Source organism: Alphaproteobacteria bacterium, assembly GCA_025210155.1.
Classification (GTDB): Bacteria; Pseudomonadota; Alphaproteobacteria; order Rs-D84; family CASDRH01; genus JAOASE01.
Genome location: JAOASE010000011.1, coordinates 1 through 15994, shown reverse-complemented (window position 1 = coordinate 15994; position 15994 = coordinate 1). Strand labels below are relative to the sequence as shown.

Sequence of the window (15994 nt, the reverse complement as noted above, 5' to 3'; positions counted from 1 at the left end):
ATTAATTTTCCTCATATATAAAATTTTTCCAATTTTCTGGAAAGTTTTTATTTTCTATAACTGATTTAGGTATTGCTAAACACAATAAATATTTAGGACGAGAAGCCGCTACATACCAATTTTTTATTCTTTTAAAATTATTTTTCCCAAACTTTTTATCATCATTTTTATAATTTCTTTTTTCAATAATTTTCTCTATATCAAATCCATCATTTTCAGTCGTTAAAACTAATGTAGCATTATGAGTTTGTCCTTTAATTCCATGAATTGTATCAAACTTAATTTTAATATTATCTTCTTCATAAATATTATTTATATGATCATTATCATCAATATCTGAATCTTTAAATTTAAAATACTCTTTATTAATATCTATATTAATAAAATCTTTAATTATATTTAATTTTTCTTTCCATAATTTTTCACTTTTTTCAAGACTAATTAATTCAAATAAAATTTTATTAAATTTAAACAATTTATCTTCTGATTTTAAAAAATTCTTTAATTGAGATGTTGTTTTAATATTCTCCAACAAAGAATTTTTAGCTAACGTATCTATTATAAGATCATAATATTCTTTGAAATCATTTTTTTCTTTTATTTTTTTCTCAATTAAATAAAAACAATCTATCCAATACTTAGGACGAAAATTTTTTTCTGATTTCTTTTTATCATAAGTATCCAAATATTTTTGTATATGAATTTTATCTTTATCTTTACCTGATGCTCCAATAGAAAAATATTTTATTTGACCATCTTTATCAAAATTAAAATCTTGAACTTTATCTGAAAAGGTTTCTTTAATTATTTTAATATATTTATTTTTAATATCTATTAATTCATTTCCATAGTTATCCGCTCTATCGTTTTGCTTTTCATAGGATATATTAATAGGTATTATTTTAATAACAGTATCTTTTCCCATTACACCTACAGCATTGCTTTCAATATTATTTTTTGAAAATATTTGAAGTAAATTTTCTATATTTGAACCTTTAAAACGATAAGAAGATAACATGTCTAAATTTGGAAGAAGCCCTCCAGCTAAATAATGACGAGAATTTTGATTAAAAGAATTTTCTTCATTATCATTTTCAATATCATATATTGATTGATTTGGATCCCCAATTCGTTGAAATATAGAATGTTTGGAAAATAGTTTTTCTAATAATTCATCTTGAGTTTTAGTATTATCTTGATATTCATCAATAAAACAAATTGGAAATCTTAAGGATATAGCTCTTACTAAATTAGGATGATTATAAATAATTTCATTAAAGAAAGCATAAAAATCTTTATAATAAAATAAACCTCTTTTACAGCATTCATTTTTATAATTATACAAATCATCTATATGAGAAAATATTTCCTCAAATTTTAAAAGAGTTAATTTTCCATTATTAAATGTATAACAAAAATCAGACTCTTTTATTTTCCCCTTTCTATTAAATGTTTCTAAAAAATATGATATTGGATATATATTTTTATTTAATTTCTTTTTAGATTTTTTGTTATGTACTTCTTTAAAAAAAGCATTTATATCAAAATTTTTATATTTAATTACATTTTTATTCAATAGTTCTAAATTAGATTCTTCAACAATTCTTGATAACTTCCAATGTTGAGATTTAATATATGGTATTCCTCCAAATTTATTTACAAATTCTTGTATAGTTCCAACAAAATGAGGAAAATTTTTAATTTTCTCTATATGATCTAATTTTTTTAATATTTTTAATATTTCATCTTTTGCTGTATTTGTATGGGAGAGAATACACATACCATGATTTTGGTTAGGTAATTTTTTCCAATTATCTAAAAGGCATGCTATTTTTATTCCAAGCATAGTTGTTTTACCAGCTCCAGGAACCGCATGTATATCCAATGTATCAAGATTTTTTATAAATTCTATTTGTTTTTCATCAGCTACTAGATTTAATCTACTTAAATAGCCCATAATTTGTTCTTCATTAATCTCTAAAATATCTTTCATTATATTACTCTTCATTTAAATCTTTTCTACAAGAATATTTTATAGCCTCCGTAATATATTTAGGTAAACCAGACAACATACAAGAATTTAAAGCTGAAATATCACATTCTTTACATTTTAAACAAGCATCTATTTTAGACTCTAATTGTTTTGATAAGAAATATGCAATATCTGTTTTATTTTTTATATTTTTATAACTTTCTTTCATTGTATCATGAGAAGAATAATCGAAATCTTCTACTATTTTTAAAAATTCATCCTTCAAAGAAGAGTGAAATATATCAATTTCTAAAGATCTATAAGCTGAAATAAAATTTTTAACATTTCCTTCAGATTTTTCCCTTTCTGCTCTATACTCTTTCAAATCATAAGTTTTATAAGTTCCATCATGCTTCTTTTTAGCTCTTACTGAAGTTAAATTGGAATCTTCATCACAAAAATATCTATGTAAATCTAAATCCGTTACTACAGATATAGGTATTTTTATCTTTTCACTATCTTCATTTGATCTAATAAAAATATCTGAAAATCTAGAAAATCCAACTCCGTTAACATTAACAATTGCAACGCCATAGTCTTCTAAATTATAACCTATAGCCTTAGCTATTGACGGAATCAGTATTTCCTCACTAGGTCCTTCAACCATTAAAATACCTTTAGCAAAAAACATATTAGATTTAGTAATATCTAGAAATTTTTGCAAATAAATATAATCTTCTTCATTTAGTTTAGTTTCTTCTTTTCTTAACGAATACATTTCTATTTTATTATTTTTATGAGTTGATAAAATAATTTTTCCAGGATTTACTTTAGATGCTATATTAGGAGAATGTGTAGTTATAAATATTTGAATTTTATTTTTAAATTCAGAATTTAACATTTTCATTATATATGATAGAAATTTCATTTGAAGCTGAGGATGTAAATGAGCCTCAGGTTCTTCAATAATTAAAAATGAAGAAATATCTTCTTCTTGATTTAATAAAAGCAATTCTGCAGCTATATACAAAGCATTTTGATAACCTAAACCTTGTTTATCCATACTAGAAAATTCTAAATTTAACTTTTCCAATAATCCCTTATATAAAATTTCTTCTCTACCTTGGGATAAAGAAACTTTAGATGTTAAATTTTCTTCTTTCTCAAAAATAAGATTTTCTAAATGAGATCTTATAATTTCTAAATATTTTTCAGATTTTTGTGATTCTTCAATAGTATTATTGAATTTTTTAATATCCTCATTTAAGGTAGATTTTGAATCATCCTTTAAAAAATTATTTAAAATATGAGATAGTCTAGAATATCTTCCTGAAGATAATTCTTCTTCTGCATCTCTTAATGGTTTTAAATATGTTGAATATATTCTTTCTCTAACATCTAAATCTAATGAAATATTAGCATCAAATCCAGCCCTAATTTCTTTTCTTATATAATTCATACGATTTCTATTTTTTTTATCGGCAAACAATGTTAAATAAAAATTTATATCACCATTTTCTTCATAAGTTAAATATTCTAATAAAATAGATTTTTCTGTATCTGTAAGATTTTCAAATTTTAACTTTATAAGAAATTGATTTTCAGAATTATAAAAATCTTCTTCTTCAATTTTAATAAAAGAGGTTGTTTCTAAAGTATATTTTATAGCATCCATAATAGCTGTTTTACCAGAATTATTTTCACCTATAAATATATTTATATCAGAATTCAAATTTAAACTTAAACTTTGAATACCTCTAAAATTTTTAATTTCAATATTAGATATATACATAACACTACCTATCCTTTAAATTTCCTATTTATACACTAGCACTTTTAAATAATAAATCAAGAATAAGAAAGTTTTAAGAAAATAATACTATTAGGTTTTTCTCTAACCCTCCTTATAGATAATTTCATTCCAAGGGATTATGTTAGAAAAGTCTGTTTTGTTATTTATATTAGGGATTTCCTTTAATAAGTAGTTATATAGGTTGTGTTTATCGTAGATATCATTAATGACTATTGTATTAAAGCCATTAACCTTGTTTTCTTCGCCAATATTATTAAAAACAATATTATATACTAGCGTCTTCTTAAATTGTTTAAGAGCAAAAGTTAATTCTCTTGCAAACATTTTAGCATCTAAGAGATTACTATTTAATAATATATGACAATGATTATGACCTCTAGTTTTTCCACTTTCAATAATAAGAAAATATTTAAGTTCTATAGAATGTAATTTTTTAATCCAATTTTTTCCATATTTGAATTTATAATATTCTATAAATATCTTTTTAACATTAGCTTTTATTTTTTCATTACTTAAATTACTATCATTAAATGATATAGATATAAAAACCTTTGGTTTTATTTCATCAAAGAAGTTTATAATTTCATCCTTATAGGACTTCATGATAGCATCATTGATAAAATCATGTCTTGTGTTTTTATTATTATTTTTAATTTGATTTTGAATGAAGTTATTAAAATCATTATTTGATGTGTTATTAGTAATTTTATTAGTGTTTAGTGATTTATTATTTAACATTGTTTTTAATCCTTTTAATTTATGTTTTTTATATAGTTTTAAATATCTAAGGTTTTTCACTTGATATTAAGTTTCTTTTGAACGATTTAAAATAGCCCTTAATGAATATGCTCAAGATCAGGCTATTTATTTAAATCTATGTAATGAGTAATTTTGTTTATTGTAGATCCCTAATAAAAATATCTAAAAATTTACTGTGGTTGAAATAAAGATTTTTACCATTGTTATCTAATATTAATATTAAAATATTTTTTTCATTTTCTAAGTTTGCAAAAGTATTAAAAATTTCTTCTTTTATTTCGCTTAAACCAACTATATTAATACCTGATAAAACTTCTTTATCTTGAAAAATTATTATTTTATTTGAATCTAATTTATTATTTTGAGAAAAGAATTCTATTCTATTTAAGATATAATGAAAATATAAATTATCTAACGGTAGTTCATTATCGTTTACTTCATAATCCATATTAGATTTTGAATTAAACAAATAGCTCTCAATATCACAATCGTAATTTTTATATTTTAATAAATATTTTATTGTTTTTTTAATGTCTATTAAATCACGACTTTTTCTAAAACTAATTTTTTTAAAATGAGATTCTAAAATTTCTTTAATTTTATAGTTTAAGACTATTGCATGATCAACTTCAGTATATATATCTATTAATGGATTTACGTTTTCATAATTTTCTTCATTGTAAAGTTCTTCTTCGTTTATTTTTTCTATTTCTTTATGGTTTTCTAGTGTAATGTTTATATTTTTCATAATTTATTTCCTTTTTTTTATATTGAAATATAGTTGTTTTTTATAAAATTATTTATATCTTCTAATTTATATCTAATAATTTTATTACTTATTTTTATGTAATTTATTCTTTTTTCAATTGTGTCGTTACATCTCCATTGTTTTAGAGTGTTTGGTTTTATACCTAAGATTTCGGCGGCTTCTTCGGTGTTTAGTAATCTTTCTTTATTAACATTCATTTGTTACCTCTTTAAGTTAATGTTTTTTATTTAATTCGCTTTTTGAAAAGTCGAATATTGTTTAGAATATCGTCATATAAAGTGTTTATTTATGGTTAAATAAGTGTATTTATGTTTTTTATGTGCGATACATATTTATTTATAAAAAAGTTGGTTTTGTTCATAATCTCACCATAAATAATTTTTATTTATAGTTAAATAAAAGTATGTATATTTTTTTATGTGCGATATATATTTATTTATAAAAAAATGAGTTTAGTTCGTAATCTCATCATATAGGTTGTAATTAATTTATATTGTTATATAATTATTTATAATTTTATATATGGAGGAAATTATGAGTAAACATGATGATTGGCTTGTTAGTTATAATGAATTAAAGGATTATTACGAAAGAAAAGGTGAATTACCTTCTTCTAAAGAGAATAAGAAGCTTTATAACTGGTATAATAGGTATGTTAATGCATATAAAAATGGTAAGTTATCTAAAGAAAAATATGATTTATTAAAGGGATTTATTGAGTTAAAAACAGGTAATTTTGAAAAGTTGAGATTTTTTATATATAAAAATAATAGAATGCCTAATAAGAGATCTGAATGTAAGGAAGAGAGAAGCTTGATTAACTGGTTATATTCTTTAAAGAAGTCTTCTGATAGAACTTTAATAAGGAAGGTTAGAAATTTATCTCATATAACTAATATGTTTTTTACAGGGATGAAAATTCAAGATTATTTACCTTCTTATGAAAAGTTACTAGATGAAATGATTTTAAATTATAAAAAAAGAAAAAAGTTTGATGAAAAGGATGCTTTGATGATTTTTAATTTTTTATCAATAGAAATGAACTCTAAGAACTCTAAAGGTGTTTTAAAGGATAGACTTGAAAAAATGAAAAAAGATTTTTTTGAGTTTTATGTTTTAGTGAAGAAGTAAAAAATATTAATAAAGGTAAGAATAGATGGATAATATGCAGTTTATAAAAAATATGGAAGCAATGAAAAAAAATTTTGATTTATATAAGCCTAAAATGTTTCAAACATTGGAAATGTATAAAAAAACTTTAAATGTATATAAACCTAAAATACTGCAAGCATTAGAAATGCACAATAAATATATTGATGATATAATGTCATCTACAAAATTTCAAAACTTTTTTAGAGATCTTTCAGACTTTAATAGTTATTTTGTAAATCATATAACAAATATAGATTTTAATAAATTAAAAGGTAGGGTTTTATTTTCAACTATGAAAAATAATTTATGGGTTATTATTGATAAAGGGCTTTTTTTACAAATGCAAACTGATATAAATTCTATTTCTGATGAAAATTTTGAAGAATATATTTGTAATTTTTATTTAAACAATAATTGTGAAAATTTAAACAGGGTTATTTCAGAAATTAAAGATTGTGGTATAAATGAAAAGAGATATAATATTATTCAAAATTCTTTAAATATTCTTGTTAAAAATAAAGATGAGAAAGGTGTTTGTGAAGTGATTATCCCTACTATATTAGCACAATTAGAGGGAGAGAAAGAAGATTTATTGGATATATTAAAAGAAGGTGGAATTTTAGATGAGGCTATTAAAGAATTAGATATAAAATTAAAAAAAGAAAAACTTTCAAAATCTCAAATTATAGATGTAGTTAATCATCACTATGGATTTGGAAATTCCCTATTGTATTCAATAATAGAAAAAAGTGTGTTTTTACCTGGTAACAAGATTAGAGATCTTAAAAATGGAGAATTAGAAACAGAACTTAAATTAGAAAATTTTGATTTATTTAGGAATAAAATTTTACATGGAGATAAAGATTATCTTGATTATGGAACTAAAGAAAACTTAGTAAGATGTTTTTTATTTATACATTTTATATCTTTTTTAATTAAAAAAGCTAAGGATAATGTGAAAGAGTAGTTTTTCTCGTTTGTTTTCATGATTAAGTGATATATAATATAATTATTATAAAATTGTGAAGAGGTGTTTATAAAAAAATTAAAGTCTTAAAAGTTTCTTAAAAGTTATATTTATGACGAAAAAAAATCAGCCTATGATTCGGCTGTATATCTTTGTTTTATCTAAGAAATTAAATGGTGGGTGCTACAGGATTCGAACCTGTGACCGATTGATTAAAAGTCAATTGCTCTACCAACTGAGCTAAGCACCCATCTTTATAATTCTCAACAGTTAAAGCTAATTTAATAACTCCTTTCTGAACTGTTTGAAAGTAAATATACTCATATAATTTTGAAAGTCAATACCTTTTTTAATATTTTTAGTACTTTTTTTGTAAACCCTTGTAATTTTTCCTTTCTTTGTATAATTCGTCGCTAAACCCGCTCCTCATTAACTTTGAAAACGGAAAAGTTTCAACTATTTTATTTAAAAAAATAATATTTTTATATATCGCCCCTTGTAATTTTTATTATTTTATTAAATTTCCTAGTTGTCATGGTTTAGGAATAAGTATTCTAAAGTAAATATAGTAATATTTTTTCACTTTTCTTATTTATTTTTTAGTGTATTATATTTTTATGGATAAAGAAAAGATAATATCTACATATAATTCTATTGCAACTGATTATGAAAAGGCCTTTTCAGAGCCTTCTTTATATATTTCCGATTTTTTGAAATTTTTATCTCCAGGAGATAAGATTTTAGATCTTGGATGTGGACCTGGGCATAATTCTATTTATTTATCGTCTTTGGGATTTGAAGTTGTTGGCGTAGATCTTTCTGATAAAATGTTGGAATTAGCTAGGAATAAGAATTCAAAGGCTACTTTTATCAAAAAGGATTTATCTAATTTGGATTTTGAAGAGAATTCTTTTGATCATGTTATTGCAGCATATTCTATTTGCTATTTGCCTAAAGATGAAGTTTTATCTTGCTTGAAGAATTTATCTGGGATAATGAAGACTAGTGGAATAGCTTTTATAAAATTGCAGGAAGGTGCTTCTTCAGAAATTACTGTTCCTGAACCCTTTGACGAGAAGCTAACTATAGATTTGAATGTTATTTCTTTTGATGAAATAAAAGATTTATTGAGTAAGTCTAATTTTTCTATAATAAAAACTTATTTAGATAAGAAGGAAGTCGATGAAAACTTTTCTGAATTAAATGAGTTATGTATCATCGTTAGGAATGATAAATAACTCTTATATCTCTGCGGTTTTTATAGTAGTTGGCTTGCGGTTGCCTTCTATGTCTAGAAGTAAGAAGCCGTTTTTATCTAACCCGATGAAAGTTCCTGTTAGTGTGCGTAACATACCTTTAATTGAAATTTCTTGTCCAAGCTTGAAATAGTTTGCTTCTAAGTGCATATCTGTAAGGAAATATTCGAAGCCGTTTCTTTTCAATATTTTGATGTTTTTAAGAAGTTCTTTTCTATATAGTTTTGTGAATTTTTTGGGAGATAATCTGTATCCGAATTCTCTTAGTGATCCTGCTGATATATCGCCGTTGATACCAGAGAATGTTTTCTTTGGAGCTTTTTTAAGATTTAATCCTATTCCGATTATTAAGAAGTTCTCATGTCTTTCGCAAAGGATACCACCAAGTTTTTTGCCTTGTATCATTATATCGTTAGGCCATTTACTTTCTATTTGTAATTTACCTTTAGTTCTTTTTTTAAGAGCTTCTACGGCAGAGTAGCAGGCTATAAGACCTATTGTTTGGATTTGTTTTTCCAATGATTTGGTGATTTTATGAGACGAAGAAAGATATAGATTTCCTTTTTCGGATTTCCATTCTACTTTTTTCTTAGCTGTTTTACCAGATGTTTGTTCTTTAGCAATTAAAAATAGATTGTTTTGGGCAATACCTTTAATGGTTTCGTTGGTAGATTGAACCTTGTCTTCAATTATTATTTTGCTAAATATGTTAAACATTTTTTACCCTTTAAAGTTTCTTGCTATAAGGAAGGTTTCAACAGAGCCTTTTCTTGATGAAGGAGGTTTGAAATGTCCTACATTTAAGAATTTTGTTTTTGCTAGTTTAAGTAGTTCTGGAGATGCCCCACCTTGGAATACTTTACATACGAATGTTCCACCTGGTTTTAGATTGTTTATGGCAAAATCAAGTGCCATTTCTGCTAGAGCAATAGTTCTTATGTGGTCTGCTTGTTTGAAGCCTGTTGTGTTTGCAGCCATATCTGAAAGGACTACGTTACATTTAGGCGTTTCACCTTCTTCTGTTTTAGATATCTTTCTAAGGGCTTCTTCTACGGCATTAAGACCTTCGTTTGATGTGAAGTCTCCTTGGATGATTTCTGCACCTTCAACAGGTTTAACTTCTAGCAAGTCTATTCCTGCGACATTTCCTTTTCCGCATGTTTCTACGGCAACTTGAAGCCACGAACCTGGGGCACAGCCAAGGTCTATAACTGACATGCCTTGTTTAAGTATTCTGTACTTTTCGTTTATTTCTAATAGTTTGAAAACGGCACGAGCTCTGTAGCCCATTTGGTGGGCCTTTTTCACGTATGGATCGTTGATTTGTCTGTTAAGCCATTTTGTAGATGACGACTTTCTACCACGAGATGTTTTTACGTGAGTTTTTCTTCTTAAATCTTTGTTACCTATTTTGTCTTGCGTTCTCATTTTTATTCCATTTCTTCGTATGATGTGGCGTTGTTAAATGGTGGATTACAAACTATGAATGTTTTTGCGTTATTATATCCTGTAATGCAGTGTTTCACACCTTTTTCTATTATTGCCATTTCATCTTTTTTAAGAGTGTATTGTTTGTCTTCTTCTGTGATTTTTATTTCACCTTCTATAACAAAAATTAGTTCATCAAAACCGTTTGTTTTAGTTCCAGATGAACCGTTGAAAAAGGCTAGAGCGCCGTCTATGGAGAATTTTGAGGGTTTTGTAAGAAGCTCATATTCTTGTATTTTAATAGAGCCTTCTCCCATAGGGAATTCTTTTGAAATTAGAGTATCTTTTGGGAATTTCATATTACGTTTCCTTTTTGCTCTCTCAAGCGCTTGAATTATCTGCTATTCTTGAAAAAATACTTGATTTTATTAAAGTGTTCGTATAGAGTGTATATACTTTTAATTAAAAAATAAAGAAAAAGTTTTTTACAACACTTATAAGGAGTTAATAATATGTGTCTATGTAGATTGTTTTCTTGCAATAAAGCAATGAAAAATAGAATTAAAGTTTTAAGTGAATCTTTAGAAGAGTTCGGTTTAACTGAAATCGAATACAAAGGTTTAAGAGTTTCAAGAGGTGGATCTGCTTCTGCTGCACCACAAGTTTGTGCGCCAGTTGTTAACACTCAAGTTGTTGCTGATAAAAAAGAAGAAGCTGTAGAAGATGATTCTGCTATCGATATGTCTAAAGCAGTTAAATCTCCAATGGTAGGTGTTGCTTATACTAAACCTGATCCAGACTCTCCAGAATTTGTTAAAGTTGGTGATAAAGTATCTGAAGGTACTACTCTATGCTTAATCGAAGCTATGAAAACTTATAACCCAGTTAAATCTGACAGATCTGGTACAGTTAAGAAAATCCTAGTTAAGGGTGGTGACTCAGTAGAATTTGAACAACCTTTATTCATAATCGAATAAGACATCGCGAAGCGATGTAAAGGGCTTTGGGAATTTTGAATATCTGTTCTCGATAAACAATTATCTTAAGTACTACTTGTACTCTGCGAAATTGTTTTCGTAAATATTTAAATAAAAATAACCAAACCTTTGTGTTTGAACTTCTCAGGGAGAAAAAGTTAAAAAGTAATTTCGCTAAGAATGTTCTTGGTGATTTAAAAAGGATAAAATGATGACAGTTAAAAAAACTGCGATAAATAAAGTTTTAATTGCGAATAGAGGTGAAATTGCTCTTCGTGTTATTAGAGCTTGTAGAGAAATGGGAATTAAATCTGTTGCTGTTCACTCTACTGCAGATAAAGATGCTATGTTTGTTAAGATGGCAGATGAGTCTGTTTGTATTGGTGGACCTCTTTCTAAAGATTCTTACCTAAATATGAATGCTATTATTTCTGCTGCTGTTATTACAGGTGCTGATGCTATCCATCCAGGTTATGGTTTCTTATCTGAAACTCCTGATTTCATTGCTATGGTTGAAGAACATGGTATTGAATGGATTGGTCCTAAATCTGAAACAGTTAGAAAAATGGGTGACAAAATTGAAGCTAAAACTTCAGCGATTGCTGCTGGTATTCCAGTAGTTCCTGGAGATGCTGAATCTGTTGATACTTTAGAAGATGCTTTGAAAAAAGCTACTGAAATGAAATACCCAGTTATCTTAAAAGCTAGATCTGGTGGTGGTGGTAAAGGTATTAAAATCATTCATACAGAAAGTGATATGAAAGAACTTTATCCAATGGCTAGACAAGAAGCTAAAGCGAATTTTGGTGATGATGTTGTTTATATGGAAAAATTCTTACAAAATCCAAAACATATTGAAATCCAAGTTATCGCCGATAAACATGGTAATGTGTTAACTCTTGGTGAAAGAGATTGTTCTCTTCAAAGAAACCAACAAAAAGTTATCGAAGAAGCATTAGCTCCTACTTTGACTGATGAACACAGAGAAAAAATCTATGCTATCGTTAGAAAAGCTGTAAAAGAAATTGGTTACTACAATGCTGGTACAATTGAATTCTTATTTGAAAATGATGAATTCTACTTTATGGAAATGAATACAAGAATCCAAGTGGAACATACAGTTACTGAAATGGTATTTGGTGTTGACTTAATTAGAGAGCAAATTAGAGTTGCTGCTGGTGAAAAGTTAGGTTATTCTCAAGATGATTTAAAACCAACTTGTCACGCTATTGAGTTCAGAATTAACGCTGAAGATCCAGAAACTTTCACTCCTTGGCCAGGTTTAATTAAGCATTATCATGCTCCTGGTGGATTAGGTGTTAGAGTTGACTCTGGTTTATATTCTGGTTACAGAATTCCAAGTTGTTATGACTCTATGATTGCTAAGCTTATTATCTCAGCTCCAACTAGAAAAGAATGTTTCTCAAGAGCTAAGAATGCTTTAAAAGAATTCGTAGTTGAAGGTATTAGAACTAATATTCCTTTGCACTTAGAATTGTTAGAGCAAAAAGATGTTATTAAAGGTGAATTTGACCAAAACTGGTTAGGTAAATACCTTGAAAAGAAAGCGAAAGCTAAGGCTAAGAAAAAATAATAACTCTTTTCTTTAAATAAAAATCTCAGAGGTGAAAATCTTCTGAGATTTTTTTATGTAATAAGCTTTTTATTTTGATAAATTTGATTGAAATATTTCGAAGTTTTTAATCTTTTATTTTAAATAAATCAATGATTTAGCGGGTTTTGTATTTTTCTCTTGATGAGGAATTTATTCATTAATATAATTTTTGTTAGGGAATTAATATTTAAATAAAAATTTAGAGATGAGAAGAATTGAATCTGAAGGGAAAGATTACAAGGATGCATCTTTAGAGAAATTAAAGTCATTTCAAAACTATGTAGGGGATAGAGTTCTTGTGGAGTTTACTTCTGATAGTAAATTTGATTTTAGTTCTGAAGATGCTTTGGAAAAGATTTTGGAGAATGGATTTGGGCCAGAGCTATTAAGTTTGCTTTGTAGTAGAGCTAACTTTGCTAGATTGGTTTGGCAGAAGACAAAAGAGGATTTATCTCTTGCAGAAGAGGTTTTCCTGAATTTGTTTGATGTTACTGAAGAGCCAGTGATGGCTTAATTCTGATTGAAAGAGAGTCATATGTGGCTCTTTTTTTGTTGATGTTTTTTTATTTGTATGGGATAATATTCCTTGACGTTACTTGTAAATAGATTAAAAGATGGAAAGAAATTTAAACCTAGAAAAAGAAAAGAGTGAATTAGCTAAAAAACAGAAGAAAATAATAGATGCGATAGATCATTTAGAAAAATATAATAATGATAAAATCTTTTGGAGGGCTTCTGGAGTTGATTTGAATTTGAGAGAATTTGTATTGTCTGATAATACATTGACTTCTCTCTCAGAAGATTTGGAGTTATTCTGGAGGGAAAGAGATGAAATGTTATCTGTAGAAGATAGAGATTTTTTGTCTACGATTCCTCATACTGAGCCTAATTAGGCTCTTTTCTTTTGCATTTTAGCCTAAAAATATTTTTTTGTTGACAAAGTTTGTAAAAACTGAGATAATTGTTATCTCGAAAAAATTTAAATCTAAGAAAAAAATGAGAAATAATTTAAACCTAAATTCAGGACATGCATCTGATGATGCCACTGTTTTATTATCAAAACCTAGTATGCTAGATAGTTTAAAAGAAATCCAAGTTTTTTGTGGAGACAGGTTAAAGGTGATTTTTCCGCCTAGACCTGGAGTGTCTTTCAAAAGTGGTTCTTTAGTAGAGGAAATTCTATCCGATGGAAAAGGTGTAGAATTTATTAACTTATTAGGGGACAAAAAACATCTATCTATCTTATCTTGGGATAGAAGGAGCGAGCGACCGACCAGAGAAGAGTTGGAGAAACTTGATCTAGTTGATAAGGTTTGTTTTGATATTTTAAGATGATTTTTATCATAAAAAAAAGGGCCCTTTGGGGGCTCCTTTTTTATATTTTACCATAGTGTTTTTCATACTCTTCAATATTGTTGAAGTAGAGGGGAGTTTCATCATCTTTTTTTTGATGGCTTCCTTGGATTTTTGGAGGTTCTTTTAGTTTTTCTCTAATTTGAATTAGTTCTTTTCCAAGTTTTCCTTCTCCTATTTCGTATTCTTTATCTATTTCCCAGAATTGATCTGCTAAAAAATCTTTAGCTATAAGTTCAGCTTCTCCTGTTTTTAATAAAAGTTTTTTAAAATATTCGTTATAAACGAATTTTTGATTTAGGAGATTTCTCATTATTTCAATTCTATTTTCTTTCCAATTTTCCTTGGTTTCAATAAGACCTTTCATACTCATTTTTTTTGCTTCGAAAGGTGTCATTTTGGAAAGTTGAATTTGAAAATCCTTATCATCTGATTTGCTAGCTATATAAGCGGTTGTTATGCAATCAAAAGAAATACCATTGTATTTTACTTCTAAGTTTATATTGGCTTTGGTTCCATCTGGAAAATAAGGGTAGGAATTTGATAAAAAGCGAAATTCTTTATCTATGAAATTGCTTATGATGTTGTTTTCGTTTGTATTATTCATCGGGTTTAAATTTAGAGATTTACATTCTTTTTGAAGAAATTTTAAGATTTATTTCTTTTAAAATCAAGTGTTTTGTTGAGCTTTGGTTTGAATTATGTTATTATGCGTGGACGTTTAATATGTAAAAGATGTAATATGTTTTTAAAAAATTTAAACCTAAGAAGACATTTGATTTTTATTAATGGAGATTCTGATGAAGATGATGAGCTGCCTGAGGGAGTTGAAATTTGGGATTTTTATAATAGAAAATATTTAGTTAATTTTGAAGGGCCAGCTTTGGTCCTTTTTCTTTTTATAAACATATGTTTTTTCGTAATTTTTTACTTGCAATTGGTGGGGGACAATGTTATAAATACCGTGATTTCTAATATTTTTTGGAAATCGTAATCGTATTTATCATTCTAATGTATGCTAACCAAATCTTTTAGGCAAGGTCCGCACTAGCGATAGATACAAAATGAAACACACTTTCAGTATAGAATTTTTTGTTGGCTTTCATCCGTTGGAAGGCACAGAAAACCTAGAAGTTAGAGGGTGAAAAATTAAAGGAAAATTAAAAATGCCTACTATTCAACAGTTGATTAGAAGTCCTAGAAAGGATAAAATCAAAAGAAGTAAAGCTCCAGCTATGCAAGGTAATCCTCAAAAAAGAGGTGTTTGTACTAGAGTTTATACTACAACTCCTAAGAAACCAAACTCAGCGATGAGAAAAGTTGCCAGAGTTAAGTTAACTAATGGATTTGAAGTTATTGCTTATATCCCAGGTGAAGGCCACAACTTACAAGAGCACTCTGTAGTTCTTATTAGAGGTGGTAAAGTGCGAGATCTTCCAGGTGTTAGATATCACGTTCTTCGTGGTACTCTTGATACTCAAGGTGTTGCTGATAGAAAACAACGTAGATCATTCTACGGTGCAAAGAAACCTAAATCATAAGAAGGGGATTAAGTATGTCTAGAAAAAGAAAAGCTGCAGTAAGAGAAATTACTCCAGATCCAAAGTATCAAAACGTTACAGTTGCTAAATTTATCAATAGCATTATGCTTGATGGTAAAAAAACAGTTGCTGAAAAAATCTTTTACGATGCAATGGATATGTTAAAAAATAAAGGTAAACAAGCTAATGAACTTGAAACATTCTTAGAATGTGTTGAAAAAGTAAAACCTTCTCTTGAAGTTAAATCAAGAAGAGTTGGTGGTGCTACTTACCAAGTTCCAATGGATGTTAGACCTGCAAGAAAAGAAACTCTAGCTATCAGCTGGATGACAGCTGCTACTAGAAAAAGAAGTGAAAATACTATGGCGGAAAGACAAATCAAAGAGAAAAAG

19 protein-coding genes and 1 tRNA gene are annotated in these 15994 nt (G+C 27.0%); 10 read left to right on the top strand and 10 right to left on the bottom strand.

Annotation, left to right across the window (positions count from 1 at the left end):
• Position 1: 1 nt before the first annotated feature.
• The 5 genes from N4A44_04440 to N4A44_04420 form a co-directional block, all read right to left on the bottom strand.
• A complete protein-coding gene (locus tag N4A44_04440; protein ID MCT4552890.1) occupies positions 2-1993 on the bottom strand; it encodes a UvrD-helicase domain-containing protein in 1992 nt (663 codons plus the stop codon).
• Between the two features lie 4 nt (positions 1994-1997).
• Positions 1998-3764, bottom strand: a complete 1767-nt coding sequence (locus tag N4A44_04435; GenBank protein MCT4552889.1) for an AAA family ATPase — start codon at positions 3762-3764, stop codon at positions 1998-2000.
• Positions 3765-3866: 102 nt separating this feature from the next.
• A complete protein-coding gene (locus N4A44_04430; GenBank protein MCT4552888.1) occupies positions 3867-4523 on the bottom strand; it encodes a hypothetical protein in 657 nt (218 codons plus the stop codon).
• A 157-nt stretch (positions 4524-4680) separates the two neighbouring features.
• Positions 4681-5292, bottom strand: coding sequence for a hypothetical protein (locus N4A44_04425; protein ID MCT4552887.1), 612 nt, complete (start codon positions 5290-5292; stop codon positions 4681-4683).
• Positions 5293-5309: 17 nt separating this feature from the next.
• Complete coding sequence (locus N4A44_04420) at positions 5310-5510, bottom strand: helix-turn-helix domain-containing protein (GenBank protein MCT4552886.1); 201 nt, start codon at positions 5508-5510, stop codon at positions 5310-5312.
• 337 nt (positions 5511-5847) lie between these two features.
• Between N4A44_04420 and N4A44_04415 the strand changes: the two genes are divergently transcribed.
• Positions 5848-6444 (top strand): helicase associated domain-containing protein, encoded by a 597-nt coding sequence (locus tag N4A44_04415; protein ID MCT4552885.1) that lies wholly within the window; start codon positions 5848-5850, stop codon positions 6442-6444.
• Between the two features lie 25 nt (positions 6445-6469).
• Entirely contained in the window at positions 6470-7432 is a 963-nt protein-coding gene (locus N4A44_04410) for a hypothetical protein (protein MCT4552884.1), read from the top strand.
• A gap of 174 nt (positions 7433-7606) precedes the next feature.
• On the opposite strand, the gene N4A44_04405 is transcribed toward N4A44_04410, so the two are convergent.
• Positions 7607-7682: transfer RNA gene (locus N4A44_04405), tRNA-Lys, on the bottom strand.
• 367 nt (positions 7683-8049) lie between these two features.
• Here N4A44_04405 and N4A44_04400 point away from each other — a divergent pair.
• Entirely contained in the window at positions 8050-8670 is a 621-nt protein-coding gene (locus N4A44_04400) for a class I SAM-dependent methyltransferase (GenBank protein ID MCT4552883.1), read from the top strand.
• Between the two features lie 3 nt (positions 8671-8673).
• On the opposite strand, the gene N4A44_04395 is transcribed toward N4A44_04400, so the two are convergent.
• From N4A44_04395 to N4A44_04385, 3 genes are read right to left on the bottom strand one after another with little or no spacing between them, the layout of a single operon-like run.
• Positions 8674-9405: a biotin--[acetyl-CoA-carboxylase] ligase gene (locus tag N4A44_04395; GenBank protein ID MCT4552882.1), complete on the bottom strand. Its 732-nt coding sequence runs from the start codon at positions 9403-9405 to the stop codon at positions 8674-8676.
• A gap of 3 nt (positions 9406-9408) precedes the next feature.
• Entirely contained in the window at positions 9409-10116 is a 708-nt protein-coding gene (locus N4A44_04390) for an RlmE family RNA methyltransferase (GenBank protein ID MCT4552881.1), read from the bottom strand.
• 2 nt (positions 10117-10118) lie between these two features.
• Entirely contained in the window at positions 10119-10475 is a 357-nt protein-coding gene (locus N4A44_04385; protein ID MCT4552880.1) for a cupin domain-containing protein, read from the bottom strand.
• Between the two features lie 153 nt (positions 10476-10628).
• On the opposite strand from N4A44_04385, the gene N4A44_04380 reads away from it, so the two are divergent.
• The 5 genes from N4A44_04380 (at position 10629) to N4A44_04360 (ending at position 14043) form a co-directional block, all read left to right on the top strand.
• Positions 10629-11093 (top strand): acetyl-CoA carboxylase biotin carboxyl carrier protein, encoded by a 465-nt coding sequence (locus N4A44_04380; GenBank protein MCT4552879.1) that lies wholly within the window; start codon positions 10629-10631, stop codon positions 11091-11093.
• 211 nt (positions 11094-11304) lie between these two features.
• Positions 11305-12687, top strand: a complete 1383-nt coding sequence (gene accC / locus N4A44_04375) for an acetyl-CoA carboxylase biotin carboxylase subunit (GenBank protein MCT4552878.1) — start codon at positions 11305-11307, stop codon at positions 12685-12687.
• Between the two features lie 226 nt (positions 12688-12913).
• Positions 12914-13222, top strand: a complete 309-nt coding sequence (locus N4A44_04370) for a hypothetical protein (GenBank protein ID MCT4552877.1) — start codon at positions 12914-12916, stop codon at positions 13220-13222.
• 100 nt (positions 13223-13322) lie between these two features.
• Entirely contained in the window at positions 13323-13601 is a 279-nt protein-coding gene (locus N4A44_04365) for a hypothetical protein (GenBank protein MCT4552876.1), read from the top strand.
• Positions 13602-13704: 103 nt separating this feature from the next.
• Positions 13705-14043, top strand: a complete 339-nt coding sequence (locus N4A44_04360) for a hypothetical protein (protein ID MCT4552875.1) — start codon at positions 13705-13707, stop codon at positions 14041-14043.
• 40 nt (positions 14044-14083) lie between these two features.
• Here the strand turns inward: N4A44_04360 and N4A44_04355 are convergent, their stop codons facing one another.
• Positions 14084-14668 (bottom strand): NADAR family protein, encoded by a 585-nt coding sequence (locus tag N4A44_04355; protein ID MCT4552874.1) that lies wholly within the window; start codon positions 14666-14668, stop codon positions 14084-14086.
• Between the two features lie 559 nt (positions 14669-15227).
• Here N4A44_04355 and rpsL point away from each other — a divergent pair.
• Both rpsL and rpsG read left to right on the top strand, forming a co-directional pair.
• Complete coding sequence (rpsL, locus tag N4A44_04350; GenBank protein ID MCT4552873.1) at positions 15228-15602, top strand: 30S ribosomal protein S12; 375 nt, start codon at positions 15228-15230, stop codon at positions 15600-15602.
• Between the two features lie 14 nt (positions 15603-15616).
• The coding region (rpsG, locus tag N4A44_04345) for a 30S ribosomal protein S7 (protein MCT4552872.1) at positions 15617-15994 on the top strand (378 nt) is incomplete at its 3' end.

Bases quoted from the DNA above. Each gene is read 5' to 3' on its own strand.
- N4A44_04430 (MCT4552888.1), bottom strand. From the start codon at position 4,523: ATGTTAAATAATAAATCACTAAACACTAATAAAATTACTAATAACACA.
- N4A44_04395 (MCT4552882.1), bottom strand. From the start codon at position 9,405: ATGTTTAACATATTTAGCAAAATAATAATTGAAGACAAGGTTCAATCT.
- N4A44_04380 (MCT4552879.1), top strand. From the start codon at position 10,629: ATGTGTCTATGTAGATTGTTTTCTTGCAATAAAGCAATGAAAAATAGA.
- N4A44_04415 (MCT4552885.1), top strand. From the start codon at position 5,848: ATGAGTAAACATGATGATTGGCTTGTTAGTTATAATGAATTAAAGGAT.
- N4A44_04385 (MCT4552880.1), bottom strand. From the start codon at position 10,475: ATGAAATTCCCAAAAGATACTCTAATTTCAAAAGAATTCCCTATGGGA.
- N4A44_04400 (MCT4552883.1), top strand. From the start codon at position 8,050: ATGGATAAAGAAAAGATAATATCTACATATAATTCTATTGCAACTGAT.
- N4A44_04360 (MCT4552875.1), top strand. From the start codon at position 13,705: ATGAGAAATAATTTAAACCTAAATTCAGGACATGCATCTGATGATGCC.
- N4A44_04355 (MCT4552874.1), bottom strand. From the start codon at position 14,668: ATGAATAATACAAACGAAAACAACATCATAAGCAATTTCATAGATAAA.
- N4A44_04440 (MCT4552890.1), bottom strand. From the start codon at position 1,993: ATGAAAGATATTTTAGAGATTAATGAAGAACAAATTATGGGCTATTTA.
- N4A44_04390 (MCT4552881.1), bottom strand. From the start codon at position 10,116: ATGAGAACGCAAGACAAAATAGGTAACAAAGATTTAAGAAGAAAAACT.
- N4A44_04435 (MCT4552889.1), bottom strand. From the start codon at position 3,764: ATGTATATATCTAATATTGAAATTAAAAATTTTAGAGGTATTCAAAGT.
- N4A44_04410 (MCT4552884.1), top strand. From the start codon at position 6,470: ATGGATAATATGCAGTTTATAAAAAATATGGAAGCAATGAAAAAAAAT.
- N4A44_04425 (MCT4552887.1), bottom strand. From the start codon at position 5,292: ATGAAAAATATAAACATTACACTAGAAAACCATAAAGAAATAGAAAAA.
- N4A44_04370 (MCT4552877.1), top strand. From the start codon at position 12,914: ATGAGAAGAATTGAATCTGAAGGGAAAGATTACAAGGATGCATCTTTA.
- N4A44_04365 (MCT4552876.1), top strand. From the start codon at position 13,323: ATGGAAAGAAATTTAAACCTAGAAAAAGAAAAGAGTGAATTAGCTAAA.
- accC (MCT4552878.1), top strand. From the start codon at position 11,305: ATGACAGTTAAAAAAACTGCGATAAATAAAGTTTTAATTGCGAATAGA.
- rpsL (MCT4552873.1), top strand. From the start codon at position 15,228: ATGCCTACTATTCAACAGTTGATTAGAAGTCCTAGAAAGGATAAAATC.
- N4A44_04420 (MCT4552886.1), bottom strand. From the start codon at position 5,510: ATGAATGTTAATAAAGAAAGATTACTAAACACCGAAGAAGCCGCCGAA.